Source organism: Klebsiella sp. 1SOBk10mer (assembly GCF_046602535.1).
Lineage (GTDB): Bacteria > Pseudomonadota > Gammaproteobacteria > Enterobacterales > Enterobacteriaceae > Klebsiella > Klebsiella quasipneumoniae.
In genome coordinates, this window is sequence record NZ_JBKIUP010000004.1 from 170463 (window position 1) to 184056 (window position 13594).

The 13594-nt window shown below is 61.1% G+C and carries 14 protein-coding genes; 6 read left to right on the plus strand and 8 right to left on the minus strand.

Annotated features, from left to right (window positions below; genetic code table 11):
• The first annotated feature begins 60 nt into the window (after window positions 1-60).
• Window positions 61-1053: an RNA polymerase sigma factor RpoS gene (gene rpoS, locus ACLH1I_RS13175; RefSeq protein ID WP_002915106.1), complete on the plus strand. Its 993-nt coding sequence runs from the start codon at window positions 61-63 to the stop codon at window positions 1051-1053.
• 52 nt (window positions 1054-1105) lie between these two features.
• Here the strand turns inward: rpoS and ACLH1I_RS13180 are convergent, their stop codons facing one another.
• On the minus strand, window positions 1106-1483 hold the full coding sequence (locus ACLH1I_RS13180) for a DUF4440 domain-containing protein (protein WP_094309104.1): 378 nt from the start codon (window positions 1481-1483) through the stop codon (window positions 1106-1108).
• Entirely contained in the window at window positions 1480-2682 is a 1203-nt protein-coding gene (locus tag ACLH1I_RS13185; RefSeq protein WP_151629057.1) for an MFS transporter, read from the minus strand. Before ACLH1I_RS13185 ends, ACLH1I_RS13180 begins: the two co-directional genes overlap by 4 nt.
• Window positions 2683-2790: 108 nt before the next feature.
• On the opposite strand from ACLH1I_RS13185, the gene ACLH1I_RS13190 reads away from it, so the two are divergent.
• Window positions 2791-3678 carry a LysR family transcriptional regulator gene (locus ACLH1I_RS13190; protein WP_004205610.1) on the plus strand — a complete coding sequence of 296 codons (888 nt, stop codon included), beginning with the start codon at window positions 2791-2793 and terminating at the stop codon, window positions 3676-3678.
• A gap of 8 nt (window positions 3679-3686) precedes the next feature.
• Here the strand turns inward: ACLH1I_RS13190 and ACLH1I_RS13195 are convergent, their stop codons facing one another.
• A complete protein-coding gene (locus tag ACLH1I_RS13195) occupies window positions 3687-4094 on the minus strand; it encodes a MarR family winged helix-turn-helix transcriptional regulator (RefSeq protein WP_004205611.1) in 408 nt (135 codons plus the stop codon).
• A 172-nt stretch (window positions 4095-4266) separates the two neighbouring features.
• Between ACLH1I_RS13195 and ACLH1I_RS13200 the strand changes: the two genes are divergently transcribed.
• From ACLH1I_RS13200 to ACLH1I_RS13215, 4 genes are all read left to right on the plus strand, one after another.
• Window positions 4267-4860, plus strand: coding sequence for a non-oxidative hydroxyarylic acid decarboxylases subunit B (locus tag ACLH1I_RS13200; protein ID WP_002915099.1), 594 nt, complete (start codon window positions 4267-4269; stop codon window positions 4858-4860).
• On the plus strand, window positions 4860-6287 hold the full coding sequence (locus ACLH1I_RS13205) for a non-oxidative hydroxyarylic acid decarboxylases subunit C (protein ID WP_004205612.1): 1428 nt from the start codon (window positions 4860-4862) through the stop codon (window positions 6285-6287). The genes ACLH1I_RS13200 and ACLH1I_RS13205 overlap by 1 nt, the downstream gene beginning before the upstream one ends.
• 10 nt (window positions 6288-6297) lie before the next feature.
• Window positions 6298-6534 carry a non-oxidative hydroxyarylic acid decarboxylases subunit D gene (locus ACLH1I_RS13210; protein ID WP_004205613.1) on the plus strand — a complete coding sequence of 79 codons (237 nt, stop codon included), beginning with the start codon at window positions 6298-6300 and terminating at the stop codon, window positions 6532-6534.
• A gap of 432 nt (window positions 6535-6966) precedes the next feature.
• Window positions 6967-7119, plus strand: a complete 153-nt coding sequence (locus ACLH1I_RS13215) for a Hok/Gef family protein (RefSeq protein ID WP_049116054.1) — start codon at window positions 6967-6969, stop codon at window positions 7117-7119.
• Between the two features lie 127 nt (window positions 7120-7246).
• Here ACLH1I_RS13215 and mutS read toward each other — a convergent pair whose 3' ends face one another.
• The 5 genes from mutS to ACLH1I_RS13240 all read right to left on the minus strand — a co-directional run bounded on the left by mutS (window position 7247) and on the right by ACLH1I_RS13240 (window position 13575).
• Complete coding sequence (gene mutS, locus ACLH1I_RS13220; protein ID WP_023290813.1) at window positions 7247-9808, minus strand: DNA mismatch repair protein MutS; 2562 nt, start codon at window positions 9806-9808, stop codon at window positions 7247-7249.
• Window positions 9809-9961: 153 nt separating this feature from the next.
• Complete coding sequence (locus ACLH1I_RS13225) at window positions 9962-10741, minus strand: heme ABC transporter ATP-binding protein (protein ID WP_064150783.1); 780 nt, start codon at window positions 10739-10741, stop codon at window positions 9962-9964.
• Window positions 10734-11729, minus strand: coding sequence for a FecCD family ABC transporter permease (locus ACLH1I_RS13230; protein WP_065802671.1), 996 nt, complete (start codon window positions 11727-11729; stop codon window positions 10734-10736). The genes ACLH1I_RS13225 and ACLH1I_RS13230 overlap by 8 nt, the downstream gene beginning before the upstream one ends.
• Window positions 11729-12547: a hemin ABC transporter substrate-binding protein gene (locus ACLH1I_RS13235; protein WP_060656689.1), complete on the minus strand. Its 819-nt coding sequence runs from the start codon at window positions 12545-12547 to the stop codon at window positions 11729-11731. Before ACLH1I_RS13235 ends, ACLH1I_RS13230 begins: the two co-directional genes overlap by 1 nt.
• A complete protein-coding gene (locus tag ACLH1I_RS13240; protein WP_064187465.1) occupies window positions 12544-13575 on the minus strand; it encodes a hemin-degrading factor in 1032 nt (343 codons plus the stop codon). Before ACLH1I_RS13240 ends, ACLH1I_RS13235 begins: the two co-directional genes overlap by 4 nt.
• Between the last annotated feature and the right edge of the window lie 19 nt (window positions 13576-13594).

The window sequence follows — 13594 nt, forward strand, 5'->3', positions numbered from 1 at the left end:
CTTTTGTTGATGCACCGTGGAAGGTGCTTTGCTCAGGGATCACGGGTAGGAGCCACCTTTATGAGTCAGAATACGCTGAAAGTTCATGATTTAAATGAAGACGCGGAATTTGATGAGAACGGAATTGAGGTTTTCGACGAGAAGGCCTTAGTAGAAGAGGAACCCAGTGATAGCGATCTGGCTGAGGAAGAGCTGCTGTCGCAAGGCGCAACGCAACGCGTGCTTGACGCCACTCAGCTTTATCTTGGAGAGATTGGTTATTCCCCACTGCTGACCGCGGAAGAGGAAGTCTATTTCGCGCGTCGCGCACTGCGTGGTGATGTCGCTTCACGCCGTCGCATGATTGAAAGCAACCTGCGTCTGGTGGTGAAGATTGCCCGTCGTTACAGCAATCGTGGTCTGGCGCTGCTGGATCTGATTGAAGAAGGTAACCTCGGCCTGATCCGCGCCGTTGAGAAGTTTGACCCGGAACGTGGGTTCCGTTTTTCGACCTATGCGACCTGGTGGATCCGCCAGACCATTGAACGGGCGATCATGAACCAAACCCGTACGATCCGTTTGCCGATCCACATTGTCAAAGAGCTGAACGTCTATCTGCGTACCGCGCGCGAGTTGTCCCATAAGCTGGACCACGAGCCGAGCGCGGAAGAGATTGCCGAACAGCTGGACAAACCGGTCGATGACGTCAGCCGTATGCTGCGTCTGAACGAGCGCATCACCTCGGTGGATACCCCGCTGGGTGGCGATTCAGAAAAAGCGCTGCTGGATATTCTGGCCGATGAGAAAGAGAACGGCCCGGAAGACACCACGCAGGACGATGATATGAAACAAAGCATCGTTAAATGGCTGTTCGAACTGAACGCCAAGCAGCGTGAGGTTCTGGCTCGTCGTTTCGGTCTGCTGGGTTATGAAGCCGCCACCCTGGAAGATGTGGGCCGTGAAATTGGCCTCACCCGCGAGCGTGTGCGTCAGATCCAGGTGGAAGGTCTGCGTCGTCTGCGGGAAATTCTGCAGGGGCAAGGACTGAATATCGAAGCGCTCTTCCGCGAATAAGATCTTTTCTCTCAAAAAGGCCCCCTCGAAAGTCGGGGCCTTTTTCTTTGCGCTAGCCGCGGCGGGTTTCCTGCAGATGGCGCCAGACAATTTTCCCTTCCGCTTGCTGAAAAATCGCCGTCGACCAGCGTACGTTCTCACTGCCATCCGCCAGCGTTTGGCGTTCACGGTATAGCACGGCGGCGCCGTCGTGCCACTCGCTGATGATTTTCGTCTGATCCACCACGATGTGTAATCCCGGACGGCTTGCGCCCGCCTGCTGGAAAAAACGGCTCACCGTCGGGTAGTCCATCTTCTCGCCGCTCAGAGGGATCATAGTGAATTCGGCGGCAAAACGGCTCATCAGCGCCTCAGCGCTCCCTTCCCCCTGGCTTAACCAGCGTTCGATAAGGACATGGGCGTCGAGGACTTCCTGCAGATACGGGTTCATGACTTCTCCAGAGTGGTGTGCAGGCGATGGATAATCGCCCGATTATTCAGCCGCAGGCAACACAGCAGCGGCAACAGGGTTATGGCGGCGGCGCAGCTAAACGCGCCTTGCCAGGCGTAGGCCGGCGGGAATATCCTCAGCAGCAGAGCGAGCAGCGCGCTGCCGGCAAAGAAGCTGAGCTGGCGGTTAAGGGTCCACAGCGCGCTGGCGTCAGGCATCTCTTCGCCAGGCGTATGCAGGAAAGCGCTGCTTTGCGCGGTGCTGCTGCATAAGCTACCTCCGCCGCCCATCAGCGTAAAGGCCAGAATCAACAGCGCCAGCGGGCTGTGCGCATCGACCTGCAGCAGCAGCAGGATCCCTGCCGCCTGAAGCAGGCAGCCGACTATCACCAGAGGCCGCGGTCCGAAGCGGTTGAAATACCTGCCGGTAAAGGTGATGGCGACAAACGAGGCCAGCGACCAGGGCACCATCAGGGCGCCAATCGCCCCCGGCGCCATCCCGGTGACGCGTTGCAGGTAGAACATTCCCACGACGTTGACGCCAATAAACATCCCTGGTACGCAGAGATAAATAAGCATGGCGAAGCGCAGGAGAGGATCGGCCAGCAACGACAGCGGGAGCAAGCGGGCCGGCCGGACAGGGGCGGAGGTGTCGTTCAGCCATCGCGCCGCCAGCATAAAGGTAAGCAGGGCGACAGGCAGGCTGGCGAAAAAGACCCAGCGCCAGCTGAACGCCTGGACGAGCAGACCGCCGATCGCCGGCGAGCAGGCGGGCGCCAGCAGGCCGACCAGCATCACCGCCGCCGATAGCTTCGCCCGCTCCTGCGGCTGAAACAGCGGCCAGGTCAGCGCCTGACCGAGGGGGATTAGCAGCCCGCCGCCCATCCCCTGCAACGTCCGCCAGAAAATCAGCGCACCCAGGCTGTGGGCCAGCCCCGATGCCAGTGCGCCGAGGCTGAACAGCCCCAGTGAGAGTAAAAACAGCCGTTTTGGTCCACAGCGCTGGCTGAGCCAGGCGCTGAACGGCACGACGACCGTCAGGCCAAGAATATAGGCATTGCTGACCCACGCCAGCTGCGAGACGGATACCGCCAGCGCGTGGCTGATAGCCGGGAAGGCGATGCTGGCGATAAACATATTGATTAAGTCGAGAAAAAAGCCGAACAGAAAAACGGTGGCAACGCGGTGGCGATAGGTCATGATTCACTCCCTCAGACAGGCGGCTACTGTAAACCCGGCGCCACGGGGGATAAACGGGGTGAATCGGGATATACTGTCTGAATATTTTTGACAATCATCCGGACGACGATGCTAAACCTTCAGCGCGTGACCATGTTTATCGCCGTGGTGGACGCCGGCAGCTTCACCCAGGCCGCCGCGGCGCTGGGGCAGACCAAAGCGGTGGTCAGCTTTAACGTAAGGCAACTGGAAAATGAGCTGGGGGTGACCCTGCTGCTGCGTTCGACGCGCCGTCTGCGGCTCACTGACGCCGGGGCGCTGTTCTATCAGCGTGGGGTGGCGCTGCTGAAAGCGGCGGAAAATCTGCAGGATGAGGTTCGGGCCAGCCATAGCGGTTTAAGCGGAGAGCTGCGGATCACCACTACGCCGGAGTATGGTGCACAGGTTATCATCCCGGCGCTGGCGGCGTTTTCCCGTCATCATCCGGCGTTACGGGTGCGGCACGTCTCGTCCTCCCATCATGCGGATCTTATCTCCGAACGATTTGACGTGGCGATACGCCTCGGCACGTTGGCCGATTCCCGCTACCGGGCGACGCGGATTGCCAGTTTTGCGATCCTGCCCGTCGCCTCACCGGCCTGGCTGGCGAGCCATCCGCTGCAGACGCTGTCCGATCTGGCGCAAGCTGACTGGATTATTCACGAGCGTCTGCCGGCGCCGCTGCGCTGGCAGCTGCGAACGGATGAACAGGCAGAGGTGGATTTTACGATAGTCAACGCGCCACGGTTTTCAGCCGACAGCGCCACGGCGCTGATGAGCTTTGCTCTGGCCGGATGCGGCGTCGCTTTGCTGCCTGCCTGGCTGGTGGCCGGGAAACTGGCGCAGCGGGAGCTGGTGGCTGTCCTGCCGGAATACCATTTCCCGCCGCAGGGCGTTTATGCCCTTTTTCCCGATGCGCAGCATATGCCGACCCGGGTGCGGGCGTTTATCGACTTTCTGCGTGAGCAGCTCGACTAGGCGCTTGCTCAGGGAACCATCATCTTACGCACCAGCCGGGAGAACTGCTCGCGTTCATCATCGCTCAAGCGGCCGAGAAACTCGTCATCGACCTCATTGCCTTGCGGAATGGAACGGTTAAGCAGCGCCTCGCCTTCGTCGGTCAGAAAGACAAAACGGCGGCGTTTATCGGCCGGATCGTGCTCCCGGCGCACCAGGCCGCGCGCTTCCATCCGGCTGAGCATCTCCGCCAGCGTGGCCTTAGTACTGACCGCCGCTTCAATCAGCACCACCTGTTCGATCCCCGGCTGCTCGGCAACCGAGCGCATCACCGCATACTGAGGCTTAGTCAGGTCCGGTAACGCCTGCTGCCAGCGGGCGGTATGTTGTTGAAAAAGCTGGCGCAGCAGGTGGAATGCTTCGTTTCGTAACTCCATGAATACTCCGTAACAAAACTGTCACCTCTATGATAGCTGTTATTACGCCTTTTTATACCTTTTCCCTGTTTGATTAAAAATGCGCACGTATACGAACGATCTTGTCATTTGGCTCAGGAGGGGGTAATTTAAGTACAAAGTTCGTATACGAACAAAATGAATGAGGTGTGGAATGAAACTGATTATTGGGATGACGGGGGCCACCGGGGCTCCGCTTGGGGTGGCATTGCTGCAGGCGCTGCGCGATATGCCGGAGGTGGAAACCCATCTGGTGATGTCGAAATGGGCCAAAACCACCATCGAGCTGGAAACGCCGTGGACGGCACGGGAAGTGGCCGCGTTGGCGGACTTTTCCCACAGCCCGGCCGACCAGGCCGCCACCATCTCATCAGGTTCATTTCGCACCGACGGCATGATCGTTATTCCCTGCAGTATGAAGACGCTGGCGGGCATTCGCGCGGGCTATGCCGAAGGGCTGGTGGGCCGCGCGGCGGACGTGGTGCTTAAAGAGGGGCGCAAGCTGGTGCTGGTCCCGCGGGAAATGCCGCTCAGCACGATCCATCTGGAGAACATGCTGGCGCTGTCCCGGATGGGCGTGGCGATGGTGCCGCCGATGCCGGCTTACTACAACCACCCGGAAACGGTTGACGATATCACCAACCATATTGTGACCCGGGTGTTGGATCAGTTTGGCCTCGACTACCACAAGGCGCGCCGCTGGAACGGCTTGCGTACGGCAGAACAATTTGCACAGGAGATCGAATAATGGCTTTTGATGATTTGCGCAGCTTTTTGCAGGCGCTGGATGACCAGGGACAACTGCTGAAAATCAGTGAAGAGGTGAACGCTGAGCCAGACCTGGCGGCGGCGGCCAATGCCACCGGACGCATCGGCGACGGCGCCCCGGCGCTGTGGTTCGATAATATTCGCGGCTTTACCGACGCCCGGGTGACGATGAACACCATCGGCTCGTGGCAGAACCATGCCATCTCGCTGGGCCTGCCGCCCAACACGCCGGTGAAAAAGCAGATTGATGAATTCATCCGCCGTTGGGATAACTTCCCGGTGACGCCAGAGCGCCGCGCCAACCCGGCATGGGCGGAAAACACCGTGGATGGCGACGATATCAACCTGTTCGATATTCTGCCGCTGTTCCGCCTCAACGATGGCGATGGCGGGTTCTACCTCGACAAAGCCTGTGTCGTTTCGCGCGATCCGCTTGACCCTGACAACTTCGGTAAGCAAAACGTCGGTATCTACCGTATGGAAGTGAAAGGCAAGCGCAAGCTCGGCCTGCAGCCGGTGCCGATGCACGATATCGCCCTGCATCTGCATAAGGCGGAAGAGCGCGGGGAAGACCTGCCGATCGCCATTACCCTCGGTAACGACCCGATTATCACCCTGATGGGCGCCACGCCGCTGAAATACGATCAGTCAGAATATGAAATGGCCGGCGCGCTGCGCGAGAGCCCGTATCCCATCGCCACCGCGCCGCTGACCGGCTTTGACGTGCCCTGGGGTTCGGAAGTGATCCTCGAAGGGGTGATTGAAGGCCGCAAGCGTGAGATAGAGGGGCCGTTCGGTGAGTTTACCGGCCACTACTCCGGCGGTCGTAACATGACGGTAGTGCGCATCGACAAAGTCTCGTATCGCAGCAAACCGATTTTTGAATCGCTCTATCTCGGTATGCCATGGACCGAAATCGACTATCTGATGGGCCCGGCCACCTGCGTGCCGCTGTATCAGCAGCTGAAGGCAGAGTTTCCGGAAGTGCAGGCGGTCAACGCCATGTACACCCACGGTCTGCTGGCGATCATCTCCACCAAAAAACGCTACGGCGGCTTTGCCCGCGCGGTGGGACTGCGGGCGATGACCACTCCCCACGGCCTCGGCTATGTGAAGATGGTGATTATGGTTGATGAAGACGTCGACCCGTTCAATCTGCCGCAGGTGATGTGGGCGCTCTCCTCTAAGGTTAACCCGGCGGGAGACCTGGTGCAGTTGCCGAACATGTCGGTCCTTGAACTTGACCCAGGCTCCAGCCCAGCGGGCATCACCGACAAACTCATTATCGACGCCACCACCCCGGTTGCGCCGGACCTACGCGGCCACTACAGCCAGCCGGTGCAGGATCTGCCGGAAACCAAAGCCTGGGCTGAAAAACTGACCGCCATGCTGGCCAACCGTAAATAAGGAGAAGAAGATGATTTGTCCACGTTGCGCCGATGAAAAGATTGAAGTCATGGCAAAATCGCCGGTGAAAGGGGTCTGGACTGTGTATCAGTGCCAGCACTGCCTTTATACCTGGCGGGATACCGAGCCGCTGCGCCGCACCAGCCGCGAGCACTATCCGGAAGCGTTCCGGATGACGCAGAAAGATATTGATGAGGCGCCGCAGGTGCCGCACGTACCGCCGCTATTGCCGGAAGATAAGCGTTAATGAAAAGGGCCCGCTAAGGGCCTATTTCATTTGGGCTATTTTACCGGCCATATTAAAACTGGGCAGTGCGCAAACTGCCTGCGACAAATACGCCGACTGGGATAATCTCTCAGTCGGTTTTTTTATATTTCGCAGAATGATAAAAGTTATTTTATTCATTAAATCCAGAAATGGTGTAAAGGGATAATAGCGTGGGATGACTTTGCGAGCCTGCTTCCAGATTATTATAAAATCCGTCTGATTAATTCCTTGCAGATAAATTTCACGCCCTGACGAGTATAGAATAGCGGCGGGTGCTTGAGGCTGTCTGGCCTTGAGCATTACCAGGACCCCAGACAGACGAAAGCCCCGGGAGATATTTCTATCAACTGAGGCTAGCGAATGAACATCGACAATTCAGATGTTAGTCTCTTCTTTGCAGGGAGGCAAGATATGCTGACGGAATATGCCCTTGTGGCAATCATCGTACTCTGTATTACGGTACTGGGATTTACGCTGTTGGCGCACAGCTCACTATGCGAGCTGAGTATTAAAGAGCGTAATATTGAGTTTAAAGCTGTTCTCGCTTACGAATCGAAGAAGTAGCATCCGCGCGGGGGCAACCCCGCGTATCGGTTGTCAGGACGCATCCTCTTGCACCCATTTTTAGTTTGTTAAAACGGCAGCGCTGAGCGGCGCTGCCGTTTTTGACCTTAATAGGGCGATTGGGGTGCTAGACCAGACTTTTCAGACGATAAATCCACTCCAGCGCCTGACGCGGGGTCAGGGAGTCCGGATCAAGATTCTCCAGCGCCTCAACCGCAGGCGAGGTCTCTTCCGGGGCGGCGAGCAGCGACATCTGCGTGCCGTCGACCTGGGTCGCCGCCGCGTTGGGCGAAATACTCTCCAGCTCGCGCAGTTTCTGCCGCGCGCGCTTGATCACCTCTTTCGGCACCCCGGCCAGCGCGGCGACCGCCAGGCCGTAGCTCTTGCTGGCCGCGCCATCCTGCACGCTGTGCATAAAGGCGATGGTGTCGCCATGCTCCAGCGCGTCGAGATGGACGTTGGCGACGCCTTCCATTTTCTCCGGCAGCTGAGTGAGCTCGAAGTAGTGGGTGGCGAACAGCGTCAGCGCCTTGATTTTGTTGGCGAGATTTTCCGCACAGGCCCATGCCAGCGACAGACCGTCGTAGGTGGACGTGCCGCGGCCAATCTCATCCATCAGCACCAGGCTGTGTTCGGTGGCGTTGTGCAGGATATTGGCGGTTTCAGTCATCTCCACCATAAAGGTCGAGCGGCCGCTGGCCAGGTCATCCGCCGCGCCGACGCGGGTAAAGATGCGATCGATGGGGCCTATCTCCACCTTCTGCGCCGGGACGTAGCTGCCGATATAGGCCAGCAGCGCAATCAGCGCGGTCTGGCGCATATAGGTACTTTTACCGCCCATGTTCGGCCCGGTGATGATCAGCATCCGCCGCTGCGGCGCCAGCTGCAGCGGGTTGGCGATAAACGGCTCTTTCAGCACCTGCTCGACCACCGGATGGCGGCCTTCGCTGATGCGAATGCCCGGCTTATCGCTAAAGGTCGGGCAGCAGTAGTTCAGGGTTTCCGCGCGTTCCGCCAGGTTGACCAGCACGTCCAGCTCGGCCAGCGCGCTTGCGCTCGCCTGCAGGTCGGCAAGATGCGGCAGCAGCAGGTCGAACAGTTCGTCATAAAGCTGTTTTTCCAGCGCCAGCGCCTTGCCCTTGGAGGTCAGCACCTTATCTTCGTATTCCTTCAGCTCAGGAATAATGTAGCGTTCGGCGTTTTTCAGCGTCTGGCGACGCACGTAGTGGATCGGCGCCAGGTGGCTCTGGCCGCGGCTGATCTGGATATAGTAGCCGTGGACGGCGTTGTAGCCGACCTTCAGGGTATCGAGGCCCAGCCGCTCGCGCTCGCGGATCTCCAGCTTATCGAGATAATCAGTGGCGCCATCGGCCAGCGCCCGCCACTCGTCCAGCTCTTCGCTGTAGCCCGGGGCGATAACCCCGCCGTCGCGGACCAGCACCGGCGGCGCGTCGATCACCGCGCGCTCCAGCAGTTCGCGCAGTTCGCTAAACTCGCCCATTTTCTCGCGCAATTTTTGCACCGGCTGGCTGTCAACGTCGGCCAGCTGCTCGCGCAGCAGAGGCAACTGCTGCAGGGCATGACGCATGCGGGCTAAATCGCGTGGACGGGCGGTACGCAGCGCCAGACGCGCCAGAATACGTTCCAGATCGCCGACCTGGCGCAGCACCGGCTGCAGCTCGGTATAGCGCTCCTGCAGCGCGCCGATGGTCTGCTGGCGCTCCACCAGCACGGCGGTATCGCGGACCGGCATATGCAGCCAGCGCTTGAGCATCCGGCTGCCCATCGGCGTCACCGTGCAGTCGAGCACCGAGGCCAGGGTGTTATCGGTGCCGCCGGCGAGATTCTGGGTGATCTCCAGATTACGGCGGGTGGCGGCATCCATAATGATGCTGTCCTGCTGGCGTTCCATGGTGATGGAGCGAATATGCGGCAGCGAGGTGCGCTGGGTGTCTTTGACATACTGCAGCAGGCAGCCGGCGGCGCACAGGCCGCGGGGGGCGTTTTCCACGCCGAAGCCAACCAGATCGCGGGTGCCGAACTGCAGGTTAAGCTGCTGGCGCGCGGTGTCGATTTCAAATTCCCACAGCGGGCGACGGCGCAGACCGCGGCGGCCTTCGATCAGCGACGATTCGGCAAAATCTTCCGCATACAGCAGCTCCGCCGGATTAGTGCGCTGCAGCTCTGCCGCCATGGTTTCGCGGTCGGCCGGTTCGCTCAAGCGGAAGCGGCCGGAGCTGATGTCCAGCGTCGCGTAGCCAAAGCCTTTGCTGTCCTGCCAGATGGCGGCCAGCAGGTTGTCCTGGCGCTCCTGCAGCAGCGCTTCATCGCTGATAGTGCCCGGCGTGACGATACGCACCACTTTACGCTCGACCGGCCCTTTGGTAGTGGCCGGATCGCCTATCTGCTCGCAAATGGCTACCGACTCGCCCTGATTAACCAGTTTCGCAAGATAGTTTTCCACCGCGTGGTGGGGGATGCCGGCCATGGGAATGGGTTCGCCCGCGGAGGCGCCGCGTTTGGTCAGCGAGATATCGAGCAGCTGCGACGCGCGTTTCGCATCGTCATAAAACAGCTCGTAAAAATCCCCCATCCGGTAAAACAGCAGAATGTCAGGATGTTGCGCCTTCAGCTTGAGATACTGCTGCATCATCGGCGTGTGGGCGTCGAGATTGTCAATTGTGCTCATGGGGTGTTATCCAGATCCCTGATTTGAAATGGCTGCGATTTTGTTGTTTTCGTCGTTATCACATGGATGAGACATGATAACGGAGATGGGCAGGCGAGGGAAACTGATGAAGGCGCGCGGCGCGATCCGGATTCCGGTTGCGCCGCGCGGGGGTTACGGCGCCAGATAGACCTGGGGGGCCGCGTTGTCCGGATGCTGGCCGAGGCGGACATCCGCCCCGTACCAGCGATGGATAACCGGCTGCTGGATCACCTCCTGCGGCGTGCCCTGGGCGACCAGATGGCCCTGGTGAAGCAGCAGGATGCGGTCGGCCCAAAGGGCGGCGAGGTTAAGGTCATGCAGCACCACGCACACGTGCAGTTGCCCGCCGGCGGTGAGCCGTTTGAGCAAGCGCAGCAGATACTGTTGATAGTAAAGGTCCAGCGCCGAGGTGGGTTCATCAAGAAACAGCCAGCCCTGCGGCGTACCGTCGCGCCACAGCTGCGCCAGACAGCGGGCGAGCTGTACCCGCTGCTGCTCGCCGCCGGAGAGGCCGGGATAGCGGCGGCCGACAAGGTCATCGCAGCCGGTGACGGCCATTACCGCCGCCAGCACCGCCGGGTCCGCGGTCGGACCCCACGGCGAGCGCCCCATGGCGATGACCGTTTCCACCGTCCAGTCAGCCTGCAGGGCCGTGCGCTGCAGCATGACCGCCCGCCGGCGCGCCAGCGCCTCGGGTGACCATTCCTCCAGCGGCGTGCCCGCCAGATGGCGAGTGCCGCTATCCGGAGTCAGGTACCCGGTAAGCACCCGCAGCAGCGTGGATTTGCCTGCGCCGTTCGGCCCGATAAGCGCCGTCATCTCGCCGCCGCGCAGCGCGACGGAGACGTTGTCGATAATCTGTCGTTTACCAAGGCGAAGTGACAGACCCTGGGCGCAGTATGCATTAGCCATGTCTGGAGTTCTCCCGACGAAAGACCAGCCACAGAAACCAGGGGGCGCCCAGCAGGCTGGTGAGCAGACCGACCGGCATCTCCGCTGGCGCCGCTACGGTGCGGGCCAGGGTATCGGCCAGCAGAAGCAGGATGGCGCCGGCCAGCAGCGAGCCTGGGATCAGCCCGCGATGATCCGGCCCCAGCCACAGGCGCATCAGATGCGGCACCACCAGGCCAATAAAGCCGATGACTCCGCTGATGGCCACCGCCGCGGCCACCAGCACCGCGCTGCACAGCAGCAGCCAGCGCTGCAGCGCCCGCACGTTGACCCCGAGATAGTGCGCCTCTTCATCGCCGAGCTGCAGCAGATTCAGGCGGGAGGCCATCCACCACACCGCCAGCGCCGCCGGGATGATCAGGGTCGCAGCCACCAGCAGGGTCGGCCACTCGGCCTGGCCCAGGCTGCCCATGCCCCACAGCGACAGCTGGCGCAGCTGGGCGTCGTTGCTCAGCCAGGCCAGCACGCCGACCAGCGCCCCGCACAGCGCGTTGATGGCGATCCCTACCAGCAGCAGGCGCGACAGCGAACCCTCCTCCGCCCGGCTGAGGATAAAAATCACCACCATCACTGCCAGGCTACCAATAAACGCCGCCAGCATCGGCATATACAGGGCGATCAGCCCCGATGCGGAAAGCGGGAGCACCAGCCAGCAGGCCACCGCCAGCGCGGCGCCGCTGCTGATGCCCAGCAGGCCCGGGTCGGCTAGCGGGTTGCGAAACAGCCCCTGCATCACGCAGCCGGAGAGGGCCAGCGCCGCGCCTACCAGCAGGGCCAGCAGCACCCGTGGCAGACGGATGGTCAGCCAGATATGGCGCAGCATCTCATCCCCGGCGGGCAGCAGGCTGGCCAGCGGCAAACGCATCGCGCCAAGGGTGGTGGCGAACAGCGTCAGCGAAACCAGCAGTAGCGTCATCATCAGCAAACGGCGGGCGAGGGCAGGGCGCATCAGGGCAGTTGCTCCGCTTTTTCACGCAGCGCGATAATTGCCTGCGGGGTGCGCGGCCCAAAGCCGAGCAGGGCCATGTCGTCGATCGTCAGCAGCTGTTTATGACGCCCCGCCGGGGTCTGCGCCAGGCCGGGCAGGCTCCACAGCCCGGCTTCGCCGCCCATCCCTTTGAGACCATCGGCGGAGATCACCACCAGATCCGCCTGGCTGGCGGCCACTCCCTCCTGCGACATCGCCCGATAGTGGTCGAAGCCCTGCATCGCGTTCTGCAGACCGGCGGTGCGAATGGCGCCATCGGCCGCGGTGTGTTGCCCGGCCACCAGGGTATTCATTCCGCCGTGGCTGAGAATAAACAGCACCCGCCTGGCAATCGGCTGCGTTGGAATGGCGGCGATCTGCTGCTGAAGCTGCTGGCGCAGCGCGTCGCCTGCCGGGGTTTTGCCTAATGCTTCGGCAATGACGGCCACTTTTTTATCGATCGCGGCCAGGTTTTCGCCGCCAGGCACGTTAACCACCTTCACGCCGCTCGCCTGCACCTTGTGTAAGACCAGCGAGGGCTGCGCCTGGGCGCTCGCTAACACCAGCTGCGGACGTAATGCGAGGATCCCCTCAGCGTTCAGCTGCCGCAGGTAGCCGACATCCGGCAGTTTTTGCGCCGCCGGGGGCCAGCTGCTGGTGCTGTCCCGGGCGACCAGGCTCTGTTGCGCGCCAAGGGCATAGACGATCTCAGTGACATCTCCGCCGAGGGTGACGAGCCGCTCCACAGCGGCGTGGCTCAGCAGCGGGAAGGCGATGAGAAGCAGTAACCAGCGCATCATGCGGGCAGTCCTTCGCGGGTCAGACGATCCACCTGCTGGCGCCATTGCGCCTGCTCGGGGTGGCCCTCGCTGCGCTGGCCATAGAGCTGGGCAATCTGGGTGCCGTCTTTGGCGAACAGCTCGACGCTGGTGACGTGTCCGTCTGAGGTCGGCTTACGGGTCACCCACACTTCATCGATGCTCTCTTCGCGCAGATGGAGGGTAAAGGTGGGATTGAAGATATTCAGCCAGCCGCGCATCGGCGCCAGCTTTTCCAGGGCGCCGGTGAAAATCTGCACGCAGCCGCGATTGCCGACGAAGATCATGATTTCATTGCCCTCCTGGCGCACCGTCTCCAGTAACGCTGGCAGCGCATGGCGATCAACGCGGCAGGCGAGGTCGTCGCTCACCAGACGGAAGGCCTGCTGGCGGGAAAGCTGATATTTACGCAGCAGACCGAAGAACTGGTGTACGTCGGTCATCGCGCGCCAGTCGTTCTCCAGCGCGGCTCCATCGGCGCTCTCGGCATATTTCACCGGCTCCAGTGGGCGCAGGGTCAGCGGTGCCGGGGCCGCCACCCGATACTCCGCGATCAGGGTGTCCCAGGCCGCCATGTCGGTCTGCGTGGTCGCATAGACTTTCAGCAGGGCGTCACCGTGGTGGTCGAAAAACTGAATGCTCTGGCGACCGTTATCGTTCAGATGGAAGGCGCTGGCCCACTGGCTGAGGAACAGACGCAGGTCGAGCGCGCGCGGGTTGAGCACCAGCCCGGCGTGGCCGCTGAGGTGCTGGTGCGTGAACTGGCCGACCTGCTCATGCACGGCATACTCGTTGCGGCAGATGCATTTGGTTTCACCGACGCGCTCCAGGGCGGCAATCAGCGCCCGGGCGTCATCGCTCAGGCGTACGGTATCGTGGCCGAGGCGGGCGGCGGTCAGTTCGGCTTCGCTGATCCCCATTTCCGCGGCGATATCGCGGGCATATTTCGCGGCGCTGGCCGCTTTGGTGGCCTGGTAGCGCTGCCACAAATCGGGGTGGGCATTGGGCATAATTATATCCTTCTCGATG

Bases quoted from the DNA above. Each gene is read 5' to 3' on its own strand.
- ACLH1I_RS13235 (WP_060656689.1), bottom strand. From the start codon at position 12,547: ATGATGCGCTGGTTACTGCTTCTCATCGCCTTCCCGCTGCTGAGCCAC.
- ACLH1I_RS13195 (WP_004205611.1), bottom strand. From the start codon at position 4,094: ATGGAGTTACGAAACGAAGCATTCCACCTGCTGCGCCAGCTTTTTCAA.
- ACLH1I_RS13210 (WP_004205613.1), top strand. From the start codon at position 6,298: ATGATTTGTCCACGTTGCGCCGATGAAAAGATTGAAGTCATGGCAAAA.
- ACLH1I_RS13190 (WP_004205610.1), top strand. From the start codon at position 2,791: ATGCTAAACCTTCAGCGCGTGACCATGTTTATCGCCGTGGTGGACGCC.
- rpoS (WP_002915106.1), top strand. From the start codon at position 61: ATGAGTCAGAATACGCTGAAAGTTCATGATTTAAATGAAGACGCGGAA.
- ACLH1I_RS13205 (WP_004205612.1), top strand. From the start codon at position 4,860: ATGGCTTTTGATGATTTGCGCAGCTTTTTGCAGGCGCTGGATGACCAG.
- ACLH1I_RS13230 (WP_065802671.1), bottom strand. From the start codon at position 11,729: ATGCGCCCTGCCCTCGCCCGCCGTTTGCTGATGATGACGCTACTGCTG.
- mutS (WP_023290813.1), bottom strand. From the start codon at position 9,808: ATGAGCACAATTGACAATCTCGACGCCCACACGCCGATGATGCAGCAG.
- ACLH1I_RS13185 (WP_151629057.1), bottom strand. From the start codon at position 2,682: ATGACCTATCGCCACCGCGTTGCCACCGTTTTTCTGTTCGGCTTTTTT.
- ACLH1I_RS13180 (WP_094309104.1), bottom strand. From the start codon at position 1,483: ATGAACCCGTATCTGCAGGAAGTCCTCGACGCCCATGTCCTTATCGAA.
- ACLH1I_RS13225 (WP_064150783.1), bottom strand. From the start codon at position 10,741: ATGGCTAATGCATACTGCGCCCAGGGTCTGTCACTTCGCCTTGGTAAA.
- ACLH1I_RS13215 (WP_049116054.1), top strand. From the start codon at position 6,967: ATGCTGACGGAATATGCCCTTGTGGCAATCATCGTACTCTGTATTACG.
- ACLH1I_RS13200 (WP_002915099.1), top strand. From the start codon at position 4,267: ATGAAACTGATTATTGGGATGACGGGGGCCACCGGGGCTCCGCTTGGG.
- ACLH1I_RS13240 (WP_064187465.1), bottom strand. From the start codon at position 13,575: ATGCCCAATGCCCACCCCGATTTGTGGCAGCGCTACCAGGCCACCAAA.